Annotated in this window: 17 protein-coding genes and 1 riboswitch; of the genes, 7 read left to right on the top strand and 10 right to left on the bottom strand. The window is 65.0% G+C overall.

The window, feature by feature from the left end; genetic code table 11:
- Nucleotides 1-42: 42 nt before the first annotated feature.
- The 8 genes from FGS76_RS17015 to tkt form a co-directional block, all read right to left on the bottom strand.
- On the bottom strand, nt 43-429 hold the full coding sequence (locus FGS76_RS17015) for a hypothetical protein (RefSeq protein WP_138773840.1): 387 nt from the start codon (nt 427-429) through the stop codon (nt 43-45).
- Nucleotides 430-716: 287 nt separating this feature from the next.
- The gene (locus FGS76_RS17010; protein ID WP_240692586.1) at nt 717-1,685 is read right to left on the bottom strand and encodes an alpha/beta hydrolase; all 969 of its coding nucleotides are present in this window, start codon (nt 1,683-1,685) and stop codon (nt 717-719) included.
- Between the two features lie 470 nt (nt 1,686-2,155).
- Nucleotides 2,156-2,542 carry a hypothetical protein gene (locus FGS76_RS17005; RefSeq protein WP_138773838.1) on the bottom strand — a complete coding sequence of 129 codons (387 nt, stop codon included), beginning with the start codon at nt 2,540-2,542 and terminating at the stop codon, nt 2,156-2,158.
- 162 nt (nt 2,543-2,704) lie between these two features.
- Nucleotides 2,705-3,340, bottom strand: a complete 636-nt coding sequence (locus FGS76_RS17000; protein ID WP_138773837.1) for a TetR/AcrR family transcriptional regulator — start codon at nt 3,338-3,340, stop codon at nt 2,705-2,707.
- Between the two features lie 114 nt (nt 3,341-3,454).
- Nucleotides 3,455-4,519 (bottom strand): class II fructose-bisphosphate aldolase, encoded by a 1,065-nt coding sequence (fba, locus tag FGS76_RS16995; RefSeq protein ID WP_138773836.1) that lies wholly within the window; start codon nt 4,517-4,519, stop codon nt 3,455-3,457.
- Nucleotides 4,520-4,550: 31 nt separating this feature from the next.
- The gene (locus tag FGS76_RS16990; RefSeq protein ID WP_138773835.1) at nt 4,551-5,714 is read right to left on the bottom strand and encodes a phosphoglycerate kinase; all 1,164 of its coding nucleotides are present in this window, start codon (nt 5,712-5,714) and stop codon (nt 4,551-4,553) included.
- A 47-nt stretch (nt 5,715-5,761) separates the two neighbouring features.
- On the bottom strand, nt 5,762-6,793 hold the full coding sequence (locus FGS76_RS16985) for a type I glyceraldehyde-3-phosphate dehydrogenase (protein WP_138773834.1): 1,032 nt from the start codon (nt 6,791-6,793) through the stop codon (nt 5,762-5,764).
- A gap of 34 nt (nt 6,794-6,827) precedes the next feature.
- A complete protein-coding gene (gene tkt / locus FGS76_RS16980) occupies nt 6,828-8,834 on the bottom strand; it encodes a transketolase (RefSeq protein ID WP_138773833.1) in 2,007 nt (668 codons plus the stop codon).
- Nucleotides 8,835-9,072: 238 nt separating this feature from the next.
- On the opposite strand from tkt, the gene FGS76_RS16975 reads away from it, so the two are divergent.
- From FGS76_RS16975 to FGS76_RS16950, 6 genes are all read left to right on the top strand, one after another.
- The gene (locus FGS76_RS16975) at nt 9,073-10,056 is read left to right on the top strand and encodes an ArsR/SmtB family transcription factor (protein ID WP_138773832.1); all 984 of its coding nucleotides are present in this window, start codon (nt 9,073-9,075) and stop codon (nt 10,054-10,056) included.
- Between the two features lie 152 nt (nt 10,057-10,208).
- The gene (gene metK / locus FGS76_RS16970) at nt 10,209-11,357 is read left to right on the top strand and encodes a methionine adenosyltransferase (protein ID WP_138773831.1); all 1,149 of its coding nucleotides are present in this window, start codon (nt 10,209-10,211) and stop codon (nt 11,355-11,357) included.
- A 114-nt stretch (nt 11,358-11,471) separates the two neighbouring features.
- A riboswitch (S-adenosyl-L-homocysteine riboswitch) is annotated at nt 11,472-11,550 on the top strand.
- A 20-nt stretch (nt 11,551-11,570) separates the two neighbouring features.
- Nucleotides 11,571-12,959, top strand: coding sequence for an adenosylhomocysteinase (ahcY, locus tag FGS76_RS16965; RefSeq protein WP_138773830.1), 1,389 nt, complete (start codon nt 11,571-11,573; stop codon nt 12,957-12,959).
- Nucleotides 12,960-13,080: 121 nt separating this feature from the next.
- Entirely contained in the window at nt 13,081-13,911 is an 831-nt protein-coding gene (metF, locus tag FGS76_RS16960; protein ID WP_138773829.1) for a methylenetetrahydrofolate reductase [NAD(P)H], read from the top strand.
- A 111-nt stretch (nt 13,912-14,022) separates the two neighbouring features.
- On the top strand, nt 14,023-14,967 hold the full coding sequence (locus tag FGS76_RS16955) for a DegV family protein (protein ID WP_138773828.1): 945 nt from the start codon (nt 14,023-14,025) through the stop codon (nt 14,965-14,967).
- A 73-nt stretch (nt 14,968-15,040) separates the two neighbouring features.
- The gene (locus FGS76_RS16950; RefSeq protein ID WP_138773827.1) at nt 15,041-15,946 is read left to right on the top strand and encodes an alpha/beta hydrolase; all 906 of its coding nucleotides are present in this window, start codon (nt 15,041-15,043) and stop codon (nt 15,944-15,946) included.
- 60 nt (nt 15,947-16,006) lie between these two features.
- Here the strand turns inward: FGS76_RS16950 and dkgB are convergent, their stop codons facing one another.
- Together dkgB and FGS76_RS16940 are read right to left on the bottom strand one after the other, a co-directional pair.
- Nucleotides 16,007-16,816 carry a 2,5-didehydrogluconate reductase DkgB gene (gene dkgB / locus FGS76_RS16945; protein ID WP_138773826.1) on the bottom strand — a complete coding sequence of 270 codons (810 nt, stop codon included), beginning with the start codon at nt 16,814-16,816 and terminating at the stop codon, nt 16,007-16,009.
- 119 nt (nt 16,817-16,935) lie between these two features.
- Nucleotides 16,936-17,814 (bottom strand): LysR family transcriptional regulator, encoded by an 879-nt coding sequence (locus FGS76_RS16940; RefSeq protein ID WP_138773825.1) that lies wholly within the window; start codon nt 17,812-17,814, stop codon nt 16,936-16,938.
- A gap of 197 nt (nt 17,815-18,011) precedes the next feature.
- Between FGS76_RS16940 and FGS76_RS16935 the strand changes: the two genes are divergently transcribed.
- Nucleotides 18,012-19,121, top strand: a complete 1,110-nt coding sequence (locus FGS76_RS16935) for an S-(hydroxymethyl)glutathione dehydrogenase/class III alcohol dehydrogenase (RefSeq protein ID WP_138773824.1) — start codon at nt 18,012-18,014, stop codon at nt 19,119-19,121.
- Nucleotides 19,122-19,154: the final 33 nt, after the last annotated feature.

The following is a 19,154-nucleotide window of genomic DNA, read 5'->3' as shown; positions in this document are numbered from 1 at the left end:
GGGGCCCCTCGGGGCCCCTTTTTCATGGAGAAGAAAGCGTGCTTATTTCTTCTCGTTTTCCATGGATTTCTGGTATTCCTTGCTGATGTGCTCCTGGGTGTCGATGTTCTTGCGCTCTTCCAGGTGCTGCTTAGCTTCGTTCTGCATGCCGGCGCCTTTGCGCTCGGCCGCTTCACGCTCGTTCTTCATCGCCTTGTGGTACTCGTCGCTGATGTTCTGCTGCGAGTCGATGTTCTTGCGCTCCTGGCGATATTCCGGATCACCGGTCTTGTTCATTTCCTTGGCCTGGCTCTCGTTCTCCATGGCCTTGTTGTATTCCTTGCGGATATGGTCCTGGCTGTCGATATTAGTGTTCTGCGCCAGAGCCATCGGTGCCATCAGCGCACCGGAAACGGACAAGATGGCGGAAACAAGCAAAGTCTTTTTCATGGTCCTCTCCTTAGCCTCGGCTTTCACAAGCCTGATATAGCCCGTCCGAGATGCCGAAAACGGTAGGTCGTTCCCTCGGCGACTGCACGGCGGGTATCACGTTTTTTGTCGGTACCGGTCATCAGTATAAGTGACCGGCCCCTGACAATGTATCGCATAACATGGTGGGTGCTAGGCAATTTTTAAGTGAAAGGGCGGCCCAGGTCAGGGAAATTAATGTTCTTTTACACAGCCCGGGGCCTGAAAAGACCGCCAGCAGGGCCCCTCAGCCGCCCCCCGCCCGGGGCTCAGGCCAGGTAGCGGTCGATGATGGCGAAGATCCGCTCCCGGTGTTCGTCCCGCTCGTTGGCCAGGTGATGGCGGGCCCCTTCCAGCATGTGGATGTCCGGGTCCTCGAACTTGGCGCGGATCACCTTCAGGTTATAGCGCCAGTCCACGGTCTCGTCCCGGTCGCCCTGGATCACCACCGGTGAAATTTTCACCCGTTCCGCCGCCTCGAAGCCCGGCAACCAGCGCTTCAGCGCGGTGACCCAGCGGGCCGGCAGGCGATGTTCCTGCAGCGGGTCCTTGTTCTCCAGGAAGTCGAGGAAGTCCGGGTCGCCGGAATTCACCGTGAACACCCGCTTGATGGAGCGGGCAAAGGGTTTGACCAGGGTGTGCAGCCAGCGCGCCGTGCCCCACTTGAACGGCCGCACCAGCGGCGCCAGCAGGATGATGTTGGCGAACGGGTTGTCGTCCCGGTCGAACCCGTGGTGCAGCAGATAATCCATGACGATGGCGCCGCCGGTGCTCTGGCCGATCACGTTCCAGGGGCGCGGGAAGTGGTTGTCCGCCAGGGACAGGCACTGTTCCAGCACCTCCCGGTAGATGCGGAAATCGTCGATGGCGGCGCGCGGCCCGGAGCTGAGGCCGTGCCCGGGCAGGTCATAGGCCAGCACCGCGTAGCCCAGTTCCAGCACGTGGCCGATGATGTGCCGGTAGAGCCCCACATGATCGAAGTAACCGTGGCAGATCAATACCGTGCCGCGCGGCGCCGGCGGGCGCCAGGCGTGCACGCTGATGGTGTGCCCGGCGGCCTCGAAATAGCCAAAGCCATGCTGCAGTTCCGGCAGGCGGGCGTCGAAGTCGATGCCGTAGTAATGGGCGTAGCGCCGCGAGCTTTCGTTGAGGGGATCGAAGGCTTCCCAGTTGAGGGGCTGCCAGTGCTGCAGGACTTCGTCGCGGGTAAAGGGAAACGGCATGGCGGCTTCAATCAATCAATCGGACCCCGATGATAGGCGCTCCGCGCCACGAAGAAAAAGGCCGGCCGGTGATCGATAAAAAAGGTTTATCACGCCCTGCCGGGAAATCTCGCTCCAGCCGGGTCGCGGCTCCTTCCGGGGGAAACCGTAGGAGCGACTTCAGTCGCGATGACGATGGCACCGGGCTGATCGCGGCTGAAGCCGCTCCTACAACAAACCCCGCCGCCGAAACCGCGACGGAAGTGGAGCTGTGTGCCCCCCCCGGGCCGCCTGGGTAGGAGCGACTTCAGTCGCGATGACGATGGCGCCGGGGCTGATCGCGGCTGAAGCCGCTCCTACAGCGGGCGCGGAGGGCAGGCGCGGGGCCGCCTGATCGATTTTCACGATAAAAAAAGCCCCGACGGGGGGTCGGGGCGAGGGGGGGGGTAAAACCTGGAGGCGTTATCCGCCTCGAAAATCAGCTATTCGAATCAGCGCACTCGAATTCAGCTTTGACCGAACAGCACCCGCTGGATGTGATCCTGGTTGTCCAGGCTGCGGCGCTCGTCCAGGTAGTCGGCGCGGGTGCCTTCCGGATTGCCTTCCACTTTCACCACGGCCTGCTGGTCCTGGATATCGCGGTAGGCGTCGGCGATGGCGGCACCCTGGTCCAGATCCTGGCGCTCGGCCAGGTAATCGCGGGCCTGACCCTGGGTCAGACCATTGGCGCGGGCTTGCTCGCCGTCGGCGATGGCCCGCCGGGCAACCGCCTGGATGTAAGCCGGGTTGTCCAGGCCCTGGCGCTGGGCCAGGTAGTCGTTGGCCTGGGCGAAGCTCAGGGGGGCGGCGCTCAGGGCGGCAATGGCGAACGGAATCATCAGTGCTTTCTTCATGGTCCTTACCTCGCAAATTGGGGTGTTTCCCTTCGCGTGGCGGGACCGCTCTCTGTCTGGCCTCCCACGCTTGATGGTGCCAGTATGGTTACAAGTTACAGTTCTGTCAACTTATAACCTTCCAGGTAAAAACTATCGCCACCATAGCCGGCCAGTATCGACTCAGGGCGCCAGGCTGCGCAGGATCAGGTTGGTGACCGCGGACAGTTTCACTTCCATTTCATCGGTGTCGCCGAGACGATTGAGCAGCACCGGATGGGCGTAGGCGGCGGCGGTGATGCGGATCGCCATGCACACTTCGTCGAGGGGGGTCTTGCGTTCGAACTCGCCGCTTTCGCGGCCGTCGGAGACGATGCGCTTGATGGCGTCGTAGACCGCCTGGTTGTGCTCCTCGGTGACCGCCCACTGGTTTTCAATGGAGACCACCACGATGTCGTGCATGCGGCGCTCCTTCAGGAACAGCCTCAGCCCCTCCTCCAACAACGTTTTCAACATATCACGCAGACGCTGGGTGGCCGGCTGGTCGCGCTCGACCACCGCGCGCAGGGCGTCGTCCATGGACGCCAGGGCGCGCGCGCACACCGCCTCGCCAATGGCCTGTTTGGAGTCGAAGAACTTATACAAATAGGCCCCGGACACGCCGATCTCGCGGGCGATGTCGGTGACCGAGGTCTTGCGGTAGCCGTGTGCCTTGAACAGGTCGTCGGCCACCGCCAGGATCTGCTCGCGGCGCTCATGGTCGGCGGGGCCACGCTGGCCGGGGGTGTCGGCGCCGGCTTTGTCCTTGGTTGCGCTCATTCTGTTACTCCTGGGTCCGCCGTGGTCTTGGGGCAAAGAGTTACAGATCAACAGAATAATAACAAGACCGGCCCGGCGGTCGCCGGCCCGGTCTTGTTACGTTGAGGCGGGGATTTACTTGACGCGAGGGTCCAGTTCGCCGGTTTCGTAGCGGCCGAACATGTCTTCCAGGTTGATCGGCTTGATCTTGTCCGCGTTGCCGGCGGTGCCGAAGGCTTCATAGCGGGCGATGCAGATGTCGCGCATGGCGGCCACCGATTCCTTCAGGTATTTGCGCGGGTCGAATTCGGCGGTGTTGTTGGCCAGGAAGCGGCGGATGGCGCCGGTGGAGGCCAGGCGCAGGTCGGTGTCGATATTGACCTTGCGCACGCCGTGCTTGATGCCTTCCTGGATTTCTTCCACGGGCACGCCGTAGGTCTCCGGGATCTCGCCGCCGTACTCGTTGATGATCTTCAGCCAGTCCTGGGGCACCGAGGAGGAGCCGTGCATCACCAGATGGGTGTCCGGGATGCGCGCGTGGATCGCCTTGATCTGCTCGATGGCCAGGATGTCACCGGTGGGCGGCCGGGTGAACTTGTAGGCGCCGTGGCTGGTGCCGATGGCGATGGCCAGGGCGTCCACCTTGGTGGCCTTGACGAACTCCGCCGCTTCTTCCGGGTCGGTGAGCATCTGCTCATGGGTCAGGGTGCCGGAGGCGCCGATGCCGTCTTCTTCACCGGCCTGGCCGGATTCCAGGGAACCCAGGCAGCCCAGCTCGCCCTCCACGGACACGCCGCAGGCGTGCGCCATTTCCACCGTGCGGCGGGTCACTTCCACGTTGTAGTCATAGTCCGTGGGGGTCTTGCCGTCCTCGCCCAGGGAGCCGTCCATCATCACCGAGGAGAAGCCCAGCTGGATGGAGCGCTGGCACACCGAGGGGCTGGTGCCGTGGTCCTGGTGCATCACCACCGGAATGTGCGGAAACTCCTCCACGGCGGCCAGGATCAGGTGGCGCAGGAAGGGGGCGCCGGCGTATTTGCGGGCACCGGCGCTGGCCTGCACGATCACCGGGGAATTGGTCTGGTCGGCGGCCTCCATGATGGCGCGCATCTGTTCCAGGTTGTTCACGTTGAACGCCGGCACGCCGTAGCCTTGCTCGGCGGCGTGGTCCAGCAATTGACGCATGCTGATCAGAGCCATGATGTTTTCCCTCTGGTTGTCCGTTTGGATTTCAGTCCCGGGCCCGTTCCTCGAGGACCGCCACCGCCGGCAGGGTCTTGCCTTCCACGAATTCCAGGAAGGCGCCGCCGCCGGTGGAAATGTAGCTGATGCGGTCGGCGATGCCGTATTTGTCCACCGCCGCCAGGGTGTCGCCGCCGCCGGCGATGGAAAACGCCTCGCTGTCGGCGATGGCTTCCGCCAGTTCCTTGGTGCCCTCACCGAACTGGTCGAACTCGAACACGCCCACCGGGCCGTTCCAGACGATGGTGCGGGCTTCCTTCATCAGGGCCGCGAACACATGGGCGGTCTGCGGGCCCACGTCCAGAATCATGTCGTCCTCGGCCACTTCGTCCACCGTCTTGGTGGTGGCTTCGGCGGTTTCGGCGAATTCCTTGGCCACCACCACGTCCACCGGCAGCGGGATGTGCACCTTCTCGGCCAGCTTCCTGGCCGCCGGGATCAGGTCGTGTTCGCACAGGGACTTGCCCACCGGGTGACCGGCGGCGGCCAGGAAGGTGTTGGCGATGCCACCACCGACAATCAGCTGATCCACCTTGTCGGCCAGGGCGTCCAGCACTTCCAGCTTGGTGGAGACCTTGGAGCCGCCAACGATGGCCACCAGCGGCTTGGCCGGTTCCAGCAGCGCCTTGCTGAGGGCGTCCAGTTCATTGGCCAGCAGCGGGCCGGCGCAGGCCACCGGCGCGAAGCGCGCCACGCCATGGGTGGAGGCCTGGGCGCGGTGGGCGGTGCCGAAGGCGTCCATCACATAGACATCGCACAGCGCCGCCATCTTGCGGGCCAGCTCCTCGTCGTCCTTCTTCTCGCCCTTGTTGAAACGCACGTTCTCGCACAACACCACCTGGCCGGCTTCCACGTCCACGCCGTCGAGCCAGTCCTTGACCAGGGGCACCGGCCGGCCCAGCAGCTCACCCAGGTGCTCCGCCACCGGTTTCAGCGAGTACTGTTCTTCGTACTCGCCCTCGGTGGGGCGGCCCAGGTGGGAGAGCAGCATGACCCGGGCACCGGCGTTCAGTGCCTGCTCGATGGTCGGCAGCGAGGCGCGGATACGGGCGTCGCTGGTCACCTTGCCGTCCTTGACCGGTACGTTCAGGTCTTCGCGGATCAGCACCCGTTTCCCTTGCAGATCCAGGTCGGTCATGCGTTTGAAATTCATGATTCCTCTTACCTCGTAATACCATCTTCCAGGATGGCTCTAAACGTTCAGTTTGTCGCGGTCTTCCCGGTGTCGGACGCCATCGCCGCCACCCAGTCGATCAGCCGGTTGGCGTAGCCCCATTCGTTGTCGTACCAGGCCACCACCTGCACCAGCTCACCCTGCACCCGGGTCTGAGTGGCGTCGAGCACGGCGGACTCCGGCCGGTGGTTGAAATCCACGCTCACCAAAGGCTCGTCATTGTACCCAATCAGTTCCGGTTGTTCCTGGGACAGGCGCCTGAGCCAGGGGTTCAGGTCGCCGGCGGCGGGGGTGCGCTCCAGCAGCAGGGTCAGCGCCACCATCGCCACATTAAGGGTGGGCACCCGGATGGAGTGGCCGTCCACGCGGCCGGCCAGCGCCGGCAGCACCGCCTGCACCGCCTTGATGGCGCTGCTGGTGGTGGGAATGATGTTCTGCGCGCCGGCGCGGCCCCGGCGCGGGTCCCGGTGCACGTGGTCGAGCAGGGTCTGGTCCGAGGTGTAGGCGTGGATTTCCTTCATCAGGGCCTGGCGCACTCCGAATTCACGGTCCAGGGCCGCCAGCACCGGTGCCACGCAATGGGTGGTGCAGGAGGCCGCCGACAGTACCCGGCTGTCCGCCTTCAGGTCCCGGTGGTTGACGCCGTAAACGATGGTCTGGTCGGCACGGTCGAAGGGCACCGCGCCGATGATCACCCGTCCGGCGCCGGCGTTCAGGTGCCGGGAGGCGTCACCGTGGGCGCGGAAATGACCGGAGCATTCCAGCACCAGATCCACGCCCAGCTCGCCCCAGGGCAGGTCTTCCGGGCGCGCCTGGCTGAACAGGCGCGGGTTCTGGCCGCCGATACGCAGCCGCCCGTCTTCCAGGGTCACCGGGGCGTCGAGACGACCGTGGGCGGTGTCGTAGCGGGTCAGGTAAAGCAGATCCTCGGCGCGGCCCAGGTCGTTGATCGCCACCAGGGTGAACGGCGGCCGTTCGCCGGCCGCCTCGCGCTCGGCGAACGCGCGCACGAAGGAGCGGCCGATGCGGCCGTAGCCGTTGATCGCGATTTTCAACATAAAGGCCGAACGCCGGGCGCCGGATTACAGCGCCTCAAAGCAACGTCTCCACCGCGTCGCGGACCGCCTCGGCGGTGATGCCGAAGTGTTTGTAAAGGTCGCCGGCCGGCGCCGAGGCACCGTAGCCGTGCATGCCGATCACCTTGCCGTCCAGGCCCACGAAGCGGTACCAGTAATCAACGATGGCCGCTTCCACCGCCACCCGGGCGCGCACCGCGGACGGCAGCACCTGCTCCTGGTAGTCGGCGCTCTGCGCCAGGAAGGCGTCGACGCTGGGCATGGATACCACACGCACGTTCTTGCCCTGCTCGCCCAGGGCACGGGCGGCGTTCACCGCCAGTTCCACTTCGGAGCCGGTGGCCAGGATGATCGCCTCCGGCTGGCCCTCGCCGGTCTGCAGCAGGGTATAGCCGCCCTTGGCCACATTGCCGAGCACGGTGTCGTCGCGCTCTATGCAGGGCAGGCCCTGGCGGGAGAAGATCAGCGCCGTGGGGCCGTCGGCGCGCTGGATGGCGTGTTTCCAGGCCACCGCGGTTTCCACCGTGTCGCAGGGCCGCCAGGTGCTCAGGTTCGGGGTCATGCGCAGGTTGGCGATCTGTTCGATGGGCTGGTGGGTGGGGCCGTCCTCGCCCAGGCCGATGGAATCGTGGGTGTACACCAGGATGTTGGGTTGGTGCATCAGCGCCGCCATGCGCACCGCGTTGCGGGCGTATTCCATGAAGGTCAGGAAGGTGCCGCCGTAGGGGCGCACGCCGCCGTGCAGGCACAGGCCGTTCATGATCGCGGTCATGCCGAACTCGCGCACGCCGTAATGGATGTAGTTGCCGCTGGCGTCACCGGCGCTGATCGACTTGCAGCCCTTCCAGACGGTGTTGTTGGAACCGCCCAGGTCGGCGGAACCGCCGGTCAGTTCCGGCAGGGCCGGGCCGTAGGCGTTGAGCGCCTGCTCACTGGCCTTGCGGGTGGCCACCTTGTCCATGGCCTGCTGGCATTGGGCGATGAAATCATCGGCCTGCTGCTCGAAGGTGGCCGGCAGTTCGCCGGCCAGGCGGCGCAGGAACTCGTCGGCCAGTTCCGGGTGCTCGGCCTTGTAGGCGTCGAACCGGGCCTGCCAGTCGGCCTCCGCCTTGGCGCCGTCGGCCCGGGCGTTCCAGGCCTGGTAGATGTCTTCCGGCACCTCGAAGGCGGCGTGGTGCCAGCCCAGGGCGTCCCGGGTCAGGGTGATTTCCTCTTCGCCCAGGGCGGCGCCGTGGGACTCTTCCTTACCCTGTTTGTTGGGGCTGCCGAAGCCGATCACGGTCTTGCAGCAAATCAGGGTGGGCTGATCACCGTTCTTGAGCGCGTTCTCCACCGCCAGTTTCACTTCCTGGGGGCTGTGGCCGTCCACATTGGGGATCACGTGCCAACCGTAAGCGCGGAAACGGGCCACGGTGTCGTCGGTGAACCAGCCTTCCACCTCGCCGTCGATGGAGATGCCGTTGTCGTCGTAGAACGCCACCAGCTTGCCCAGGCCCAGGGTGCCGGCCAGGGACGCCGCCTCGTGGGAGATGCCCTCCATCATGCAACCGTCACCCAGGAAGCAGAAGGTGTTGTGGTCGACGATGTTATGGCCGTCGCGGTTGAACTGGGCGGCCAGCACCTTCTCCGCCAGGGCCATGCCCACGGCGTTGGCGAAACCCTGGCCCAGCGGGCCGGTGGTGGTCTCGATGCCCGGCGCGTCACCGTATTCCGGGTGGCCGGCGGTGGGGCTGCCCAGCTGACGGAAGTTCTTGATGTCATCCAGGCTCACGTCATAGCCAGTCAGGTGCAGCAGGCTGTAGAGCAGCATGGAACCGTGACCGTTGGAGAGCACGAAGCGGTCCCGGTCGGCCCAGTGCGGGTTGGCCGGGTTGTGCTTCAGGAACCCGCGCCAGAGGACCTCGGCGATGTCCGCCATGCCCATGGGCGCACCGGGGTGGCCACTGTTGGCTTTCTGAACCGCATCCATGCTGAGGGCGCGGATGGCGTTGGCGAGATCACGGGCAGCGGGAGCAGAGGACATGCACGTCTCCTGGGTAATTTTTGAACAGCGCTGGGGAAAGGGGGCGCTATTGTCGCCGAAGCCCGGGGTGGGGGCAAACCCCGGGGCGCGATGCGCCCGGGTTTTGCCCCGCCACAAGCTGCGAGCTCCAAGCCGCAAGCAGGTCGGCGCTTGTAGCTTGAAGCTTGTAGCTTGCGGCTCCGCGACCTATATCAATAAACTTTGATGCAGACTTCCGCTTCCTTTAGACTCGCCCGTTATGACCACCGATGCGGCACCGCTGGAACAGCCCCTGGACACCCTGGCCGCCTTCCTCAAGGCAGCGGGCGATGCGTTGCGCCTGGAAGTGCTGCAGGTGCTGGGCCAGAACAGCTTCGGGGTGCTGGAGCTGTGCGAGATCATGGCCATGAAGCAGTCGGGCATGAGCCACCACCTCAAGGTGCTGGCCCAGGCCGGGCTGGTGGAGAAGCGCCGGGAGGGCAATTCGATCTTCTATCGGCGGCGGCTGCCACCGCCCCGGGTGCCCACGGAAAGGCTGCACGGCGCCCTGTTCGAGGAGCTGGACGAGGCGGCGCTCGACACCGGCACCGCCGAACGGCTGGCCGGGGTGCAGGCCCAGCGGGCGGCCCAGAGCCGGGCCTTTTTCGCCCGCCATGCCGACGACCTGTCGCGCCAGCAGGAGCTGATCGCCGACTACGAGCAGTACGCCGAGCAGGCCTGCGAGCTGCTCGACCGGGCCCTGGCCGCCACCCCGGCCCGGCAGGCCCTGGAGATCGGCCCCGGCGATGGCCGCTTTCTGGCGCCCCTGGCGGCGCGCTTCGAGCAGGTGCTGGGGCTGGACAACAGCGACGCCATGCTGGCGCTGGCCCGCCGCCGGGTGCGCCAGGCGAAACTGGACAATGTGACCCTGGTGGCCGGCGAATGGCCCCAGGACGGCGAGCGTTTACCCCGGGTCGACGCGGTGGTGCTTAACATGGTGCTCCACCACCTGCCCTCGCCGGCCAGCGCCCTCAAGGCGGCGGCGGCGCAACTGAACGAGGGCGGCGTGCTGGTGGTCACTGATTTATGCCGTCACGATCAACGCTGGGCGGTGGATGCCTGCGGGGATTTCTGGCTCGGCTTCGACGAGGCCGATCTGGTGACCTGGGCCGGCCGCTCGGGGCTGGTATTGCGCGAGAGTCTGTTCCTGGCCATGCGCAACGGCTTTCAGGTGCAGGTCAGGAGTTTTGAAAAGATCGGCTGAAAGTTACAAGTTGAAAGTTAAAACGCGAGCAACGCCTTGCCGGCCATGTGCCGTGCCCGCGCTCGAAGCCGCCCTTTTAACTTTCAACTTTTAACTTGCAACTCGTGGCCCAAAGGCCGCCAACACTCAATCGAACCACGGGAGACCCCCTTATGAGTGAGTATTCCATCTTTACCTCCGAGTCGGTCTCCGAAGGCCATCCGGACAAAATGGCCGACCAGATCTCGGACGCGGTGTTGGACGCCATCATCGCCGACGATCCCCACGCCCGGGTGGCGGTGGAAACGATGGTGAAAACCGGCATGGCCATCGTCGCCGGTGAAGTACGCACCAACACCTACGTGGAGCTGGAAGACATCGTCCGTCAGGTGATCCTGGATATCGGCTACGACAGCTCCGACGTGGGCTTCGACGGCGCCAGCTGCGCGGTGCTCAACGGCATCGGCAAGCAGTCCGCGGACATCGCCATGGGCGTGGACGAGGCGGACAACAAGGAACAGGGCGCCGGTGACCAGGGCCTGATGTTCGGCTACGCCACCGACGAAACCGATTCCCTGATGCCGGCGCCGATCTATTTCTCCCACCGGCTGGTGGAGCGCCAGGCGGAGCTGCGCAAGAACGGCCGCCTGAACTGGCTGCGCCCGGACGCCAAAAGCCAGGTGACCCTGCGCTACGAAAACGGCAAACCGGTGGCGGTGGACGCGGTGGTGCTGTCCACTCAGCACTCCCCGGACATCAAGCTGCCCGAGCTGCGCGAAGCGGTGATGGAAGAGATCATCAAGCCGGTGCTGCCCGCCGAATGGCTGCACGACAAGACCCTCTACCACATCAACCCCACCGGCAACTTCGTGATCGGCGGCCCGATGGGCGACTGTGGCCTGACCGGCCGCAAGATCATCGTCGACACCTACGGCGGCATGGCCCGCCACGGCGGCGGCGCCTTCTCCGGCAAGGACCCGTCCAAGGTGGACCGCTCCGCCGCCTACGCCGGCCGTTACGTGGCCAAGAACATCGTCGCCGCCGGCCTGGCCAGCAAGTGCGAGATTCAGGTGAGCTACGCCATCGGCGTGGCCGAACCCACCTCGATCTCGGTGAACACCTTCGGCACCGGCAAGATCCCCGACGAACAGATCGTGGCGCTGGTGCGCGAACACTTCGACCTGCGCCCGCGCGGCATCATCGAGATGCTCGACCTGCGCCGGCCGATCTACCGGCCCACCGCCAGCTACGGCCATTTCGGCCGGGAAGGCTTCAGCTGGGAGAACACCGACAAGGCCGAGGCGCTGAAAAGCGCCCTGTAAGCCAGAAACGTAAATCAAAACCCGTAGGAGCGGCTTCAGCCGCGGAACACCGGCCGCGAATACGCGCCCTTCGCGGCTGAAGCCGCTCCTACGGCGACAACCGACAACCCCATCGTCATCGAGGGGCGCTGCAGCGGGTAACCGCGAGGCTCGATGAAACGGGGGTGGAAACGAACAACGGCGCCCATTCGCTAACCACGAATGGAGAAAGCAATGAACGCAAAAGCAGAAGCGTTGCAGGATTATAAAGTCGCGGATATTTCCCTGGCCAAATGGGGCCGCTCGGAAATCGAAATCGCGGAAACCGAAATGCCGGCACTGATGGCGATCCGTGACAAATACCGTGCCGAGCAGCCGCTGAAAAGCGCCCGCATCATCGGCTGTATCCACATGACGATCCAGACCGCGGTGCTGATCGAAACGCTCAAGGAACTGGGCGCGGAAGTGCGCTGGTCCTCGTGCAATATCTTCTCCACCCAGGACCACGCCGCCGCCGCCATCGCCGCCGCCGGCGTGCCGGTGTTCGCCTGGAAGGGCGAAACCGAGGAAGAGTACATGTGGTGCATCGAGCAGACCTGCCGGGACGGTGACGGCAACCTGTGGGAAGCCAACATGATCCTGGACGACGGCGGCGACCTGACCGCCTACATCCACGACACCTACCCGGAGATGCTGAACAACATCCACGGCATCACCGAGGAAACCACCACCGGCGTGCATCGTCTCTACGACATGCTGAAAAAAGGCACCCTGAAAGTGCCGGCGGTGAACGTGAACGACTCCGTAACCAAGAGCAAGAACGACAACAAATACGGTTGCCGTCACTCGCTCAATGACGCCATCAAGCGCGCCACCGACCACCTGCTGTCCGGCAAGAAAGCGCTGGTGGTGGGCTACGGCGACGTGGGCAAGGGTTCCGCCCAGTCCCTGCGTCAGGAAGGCATGATCGTGAAGATCACCGAGATCGATCCGATCTGCGCCATGCAGGCGTGCATGGACGGCTTCGAGGTGGTGAGCGCCTACAAGGACGGCGTCAACGACGGCAGCGAAGCCTCCGTGGACAAGGCCCTGCTGGGCAACACCGACCTGCTGGTGACCACCACCGGCAACCTGAACGTGTGCGATGCCAACATGCTCACGGCGCTGAAGAAAGGCGCCGTGGTGTGCAACATCGGCCACTTCGACAATGAAGTGGACACCGCCTTCATGCGCAAAACCTGGGAATGGGAAGAAGTGAAGCCCCAGGTGCACAAGGTATGGCGCGACAAGAAGAACGCCGACTTCCTGCTGCTGCTCTCCGAGGGCCGCCTGGTCAACCTGGGCAACGCCACCGGCCACCCCAGCCGCATCATGGACGGCTCCTTCGCCAACCAGGTGCTGGCCCAGATGTACCTGTTCGACCAGGGTTACGCCGGCCATTCCGAGGCCGTGAAGGAAAAAATGCTCAAGGTGGAAGTGCTGCCCAAGCATCTGGACGAGGAAGTGGCCCGTTACATGGTGCAGGGCTTCGGTGGCGTGATCACCAAGCTCACCCAGGACCAGGCGGACTACATCGGCGTCGGCACCGACGGCCCGTTCAAGCCCGACCACTACAAGTACTGATCCAGACGCCCGGTCGCTTCCCCTGTGTAGGAGCGGCTTCAGCCGCGATATCCAGGGGTCGGATCGCGGCTGAAGCCGCTCCTACACGGGGGCACGCCGAGCTTATTAAGGCTTTTCAATCATGAGCAAACGCATCAGCTTTGAATTCTTCCCGCCCAAGACCGACCAGGGCCGTGAGAAGCTGCTGAACACCCAGAAAAAGCTGCTGGTGAAGAAGCCGGAATTTTTTTCCTGCACCTTCGGCGCCGGCGGCTCCACCCGGGACAATACCCGGGACATGGTGGACCTGCTGCGCGAGCAGCATCCGGACACCGCCCCGCATCTGAGCTGCATCGGCCAGAGCCGTGACGAAATCATGGAGCTGGTGAACGGCTACAAGGAAAAAGGCGTGTCCCGCATCGTCGCCCTGCGCGGCGATCTGCCCTCGGGCATGGGCTACGCGCAAAGCGAAGTGAAGTACGCGGACGACCTGGTGGCGCTGATCCGCGCCGAGACCGGCGATCATTTTCATCTGGAAGTGGCCGCCTATCCGGAGAATCACCCGCAGTCACGCAGCTTCGGCGATGACATCGACCACTTCAGACGGAAAGTGGCGGCCGGCGCCGACAGCGGCATCACCCAGTACTTCTACAACGCGGACGCCTACGGCTACTACATGGACGAGCTGCGCCGTCGCGGCTGCGACGCGCCGGTGTATCCGGGCATCATGCCGATCCTCAACGTGGCCAACCTGTTCCGTTTCTCGGACAACTGCGGCGCCGACATTCCGCGCTGGCTGCGCGGCCGGCTCACCGACCTGCAGGACGACGAGGCGGCGGTGAAGGCGTTCGGCGAGGAAGTGGTGACCCGCCTGTGCGAACGTCTGCTCGCCATGGGCGCGCCGGGCCTGCACTTCTACACCATGAATCAGGCGGCGCCGATCCTGCGCATCCTGGACAATCTGGGTCTCTAGTAACACGCGGTACGCGGCGCGCTCCGGCGCGCCGTTGCGTTTCTCGCCATTGAGTTGCAGCCCCCCGCTTTTTCGTTAGACTCCTTTTAAACACCTTGGGGGATAATAACGATGAGAATCGGCCTGGTGGTGGACTCCGGCTGTGACCTGCCCAAGTCCTTTATCGACGCCCATGGCTTGCTGGTATTGCCGGTCTCCATCCGACTCGGGGAGCAGCTCATCGTCGATGACCGCGACCCCCTGCGCACCCGCCATTTCTATGCCACCGAGGCCGCCGAGAAAGCCCACGGCGCCGAGTCCGTGCCGTTCACCATGGAACAGATCAAGACCCTGTTCCTGGAAAAAGTGGTGCTGGATTTCGACTACGCCCTGGTGCAGACGGTACCGAAAAGCCGCAGCCCGATTTTCGCCAACGCCACCGAGGCCTCCCACGCCATCCTCCGCGAGTACAAACCGATCCGGAAACAGGCCGGGGTGGAAGGTCCGTTCGCGCTGCGCGTCACCGACAGCCAGACCCTGTTCGCCGGCCAGGGCGTGCTGGCGGCGGCCACCGCGCGGCTGATCGAATCCGGCATGAAGATCACCGAGATCCGCCAGACCGTGGAGGTGCTGGCCAGCCAGGCCACCGGCTACGCGGTGGTGCCGGACATTTACTATCTGCACAAGCGCGCCAAGAAGCGGGGCGACAAAAGCGTGAGCTGGGCCGGCGCCCTGCTCGGCAATGCGCTGGATATCAAACCAGTGCTGTGCGCGCGCCAGGACGAGACCTTTCCGGTGGCCAAGATGCGCGGCTTCGACGCCGGCGCGGAGGCCATGTTCCGGCATGCGGTGCGCTGTATCGAGCGCGGCCTGAGCGCGCCGGTGATCTGCATCAGCTATGCGGGCGATGAAAATCTGATTCGCCAGATGCCCGGCTTCGACAAGCTTACCGAGGCGGCCCGCGCCAAGGACGTGGCGCTGCTGCTCACCCCCATGGGCCTGACCGGGGCGGTCAACCTGGGCCCGGGGGCCCTGAGCCTGGGCATGATCGTGGACGACCCCACCTTCCTGGAGTGACCGTCACCCGGCCTTGATCCGCGCCGGGCCAGCATGGCGTTTTGCCCATGGACGAAACGCCAAGGAAAACACCATGCGTCTGCTCACTCCGGCTCTGCCGTTATTGGCACTGGTATTGACCCTGAGCGGCTGTGTCCGCCATCTCGGCGCCCCCACCGGCGACCCGGCGGCGCTGCCCGATACGGTGCCGATCACCGTGGTGCGCGACCGGGTCTATACCCCGGACGATTGGCCCCAGGCCCTGCACGCCAGCGTTTACCGGCCCAAGGCCGCCGGCCATTACGCGGCGGTGCTGGTGGTGCATGGCGGCGGCTGGGCGCGGCGCTCGCCGGCGGACATGGAGGACCTGTCCCGTTGGCTGGCCGGGCACGGTCTGGTGGCGGTGAACATCGAGTACCGGTTCGCCCCGACCTACACCTTCCCGGCGCAGCTTCAGGATCTGCAGATGGCCATGCGCTGGCTGCACGTGCACGCCGATGAGTACGACATAGACCGGACCCGGGTGGGCGCTTGGGGGTACTCCTCCGGCGCCCACCTGGTGGCGCTGCTGGCCACCGTGGCCAGCGACGCGGACAACCCCCTGAACCAGCCCCATGGCGGGCCGGTGACCCGGCCCAAGGCGGTGGTGGCCGGCGGCACGCCCAGCGACCTGCGCAAGTTCAAAGGTGGCGAGCTGGTGCCGCAATTCCTGGGCGGCGACCAGCGGCGGATCCCGGCGGTCTATGCCCAGGCCTCGCCGGTGACCTCGGTGACGCCGAATACGCCGCCCATGTTTCTGTACCACGGCACCTGGGACCGCACCGTGCCCGAGGACCACGCCGAGGATCTTTACCAGGCGCTGCGCGCCAACGGCGTGGACAGCGAGCTTTACCTGTTGAAGGGCCGCGGCCATGTGGCCACCTTCCTGTTCGGTGGCGGCGCGGAAAAGGCGGGGCTGCGGTTTCTTGAGCGCTACCTGAACGCCCCCGGGGAACAATGAGCGGCGGCGGGCCGCCCTGCCCGGTGGCCTGACAGCCCGGCTACCGGCGGGCCCCGGCGGTCAGTCCCAATCGGGGGCGAAATCCGGGTCGGCGATGCGCTCGCCCCGGTCCAGGCTTTCGATGGCGGCGATATCGTCATCTTCCAGGGTCAGGTCCAGGGCCTCCTTGTTGGCCTTGATATGCTCTTCGCTGGTGGACGAGGGGATCACCACGATGTCCTTCCCGTGCAGCCAGGCCAGCACCAGCTGCGCCGGGGTCACCTGGTACTTCTCCGCCAACCGCTTAAGGGTGTCGTCCTTCATCACCTTGCCCACCGCCAGCGGCATATAGGCGGTCACCGTCAGGTTGGCCCGTTGCACCGCCTCCACCACCTTGCGGTTGGTGAGGAAGGGGTGCACCTCGATTTGGTTGGTGACGATATGCTCGCCGCCGGGCACGCTGAGCGCCTGTTCCAGCTGGGTGACGGTGAAATTGGACACCCCGATCTGGCGCGCCAGACCACTGGCCTTGGCCTCCGCCAGGGCGCCGATGTATTCATCCATGGGCACCTGATGGTCCGGGCTGGGCCAGTGAATCAGCGCCAGGTCCACGCTGTCCGTGCGCAGGCGGTTAACGCTTTCCTGCAGGCTTTTCAGCAGGTCGTCGTGGCGCAGGCGGTCGTGCCACACCTTGGTGGTGAGGAACACCTCCTCGCGGGGCACCTCATGGGCGTCCAGGGCGGCGCCCACGGTCTCCTCGTTCTCATACATCTGGGCGGTGTCGATGTGCCGGTAGCCCAGGTCCAGGGCCTTATGGATGCTGCCCATCAACTGCTCGCCCTTGAGGCGGAAGGTGCCCAGCCCCAGAGCCGGAATATTTGCCTTAGCCATGGTCTCTCCTTAATCCATCGACAGGGTGTACCTGACGGCGAAGGAAGCACCTTTCAAGGTTGATCGCGACTGAAGTCGCTCCTACAAACCTGGTAGGAGCGGCCGGGCGGCGTACCGCTTTAGCCGCGATCCGCCATGCCGTCCACCAAAAAATCCACGAACTGACGCACCTTGGGCGACAGGTGCCGGTGGCGGGGGTAGACCACCCACACGGCGGTGTGGCCACAGGCGTACTGGTCCAGCACCGACACCAGGGAGCCGTCGGCGAGCCCGTCGCGCACGTAATAGTCCGGCAGCTGCACCAGCCCCAGCCCCTTGGCGGCCGCGTCCAGCAGGGCCAGGCCGGAGTTGGCCCGCCAGTTGCCCTGCACCCGCCAGGTGCGGTGCTGGCCGTCCACGTCGAACGCCCAGTGATCGGTGGAGCCGAGCAGACAGTTGTGGCCGCCCAGTTCACCCAGGGTGTGGGGGCGCGGGTGCCGGTCGAAATAGCCGGCGGAGCCCACCACGTATTCCCGGCGCGGGCACAGCTTGCGGGCGATCAGGGTGGAGTCGGGCAGCGCGCCGGTGCGAATCGCCACGTCGAAGCCCTCATCGACGATGTCCACCCGGCGGTTGGTGAAGTCCATGCGCACGGACAGCTGCGGGTGGGCGGCCAGAAAGTCGTTGACCAGGGGGGCGATGAATTTTTCACCGAAGGTGGTGGCGCAGGTCAGCTTGAGCACGCCCTTGGGCTGCTGCTGGTAGTCGCTGATGGCGGTGAGCGCCTCCTGGAAGCCGTCGAACAGTTGCGCGCAGTGTTCGTAGTAGACCGCGCCGGCGTCGGTGAGCCCCAGGCGGCGGGTGGTGCGGTAGAGAAGCTGGGTGCCCAGTTCCTTCTCCAGCCGCGCCACCAGCCGGCTCACATGGGAGCTGGAGACCCCCAGATCGCGGGCGGCACCGGCGAAGGATTCGTGCCGTACCACCTCGACAAAGGCCTCGATACGGTCCCAGTGCTGCATTGTTGTCTCCCAGCAATAATCTATTGCGCCATGATGCCTTAATCCGGGGGCCGGCGCTGCTCTACCATGGGCGCCAACGTTCATCGCGGGGTATCGCGGCTGAAGCCGCTCCTACGTCCGCCCTGCCAGACGGCAGGAGCGGCCGGGCGGCGTACCGCTTCAGCCGCGATACCCGAACATCGCCAAGGGAGAAAACCATGAAATCAAGAGCCGCCGTGGCCTGGGAAGCGGGCAAGCCGCTGGTCATCGAGGAAGTGGATGTGGCCGGCCCCAAGGCCGGTGAAGTGCTGGTGCAGATTGTCGCCACAGGCGTTTGCCACACCGACGCCTACACCCTGTCCGGCAAGGACCCGGAAGGGCTGTTCCCCTCCATCTTCGGCCACGAGGGCGCCGGCATCGTCCAGGAAGTGGGCGAGGGCGTCACCAGCGTGAAGCCCGGTGACCACGTGATTCCGCTGTACACCGCCGAGTGCGGCAAGTGCAAATTCTGCCTGTCCGGCAAAACCAACCTGTGCTCCGCGGTGCGCGCCACCCAGGGCAAGGGCCTGATGCCCGACAGCACCAGCCGCTTCTCCCATAACGGCAAGATGCTGCACCACTACATGGGCACCAGCACCTTCTCCGAGTACACCGTGGTGCCGGAAGTGTCCCTGGCCAAGGTCAGCAAGGAAGCACCGCTGGACAAGATCTGCCTGCTCGGCTGCGGCGTCACCACCGGCATCGGCGCGGTGCTCAACACCGCCAAGGTGGAGCCCGGTTCCACGGTGGCGGTGTTCGGCATGGGCGGCATCGGCCTGTCGGTGATCCAGGGCGCGGTGATGGCCAAGGCGGAACGGATCATCGCCATCGACATCAACGATGACAAAGAGAAGATGGCCCGCCAGTTCGGCGCCACCGACTTCGTCAACCCCACCAAGTACAGCAACTCCATCCAGGAAGTGATCGTCGAACTCACCGACGGCGGCGTGGATTATTCCTTCGAGTGCATCGGCAACGTCAATGTGATGCGCTCCGCCCTGGAGTGCTGTCACAAGGGCTGGGGTGAATCCATCATCATCGGCGTGGCCGGCGCCGGCGAGGAAATCAGCACCCGCCCGTTCCAGCTGGTCACTGGCCGGGTCTGGAAAGGCTCCGCCTTCGGCGGCGTGAAAGGCCGCAGCGAACTGCCGGGCTACGTGGACCGCTACATGAAAGGCGAAATCAAGATCGACGAGTTCGTCACCCACACCATGCCGCTGGATGACATCAACACAGCGTTCGATCTGATGCACGAAGGCAAGAGCATCCGCTCCGTCATTCTGTACTGAGGCAGGTTTGCTCTGTAGGAGCGGCTTCAGCCG

The sequence above is a fragment of the Alloalcanivorax gelatiniphagus genome, assembly GCF_005938655.1.
GTDB lineage: Bacteria > Pseudomonadota > Gammaproteobacteria > Pseudomonadales > Alcanivoracaceae > Alloalcanivorax > Alloalcanivorax gelatiniphagus.
This window is presented reverse-complemented; position numbering and strand designations above follow the sequence as displayed.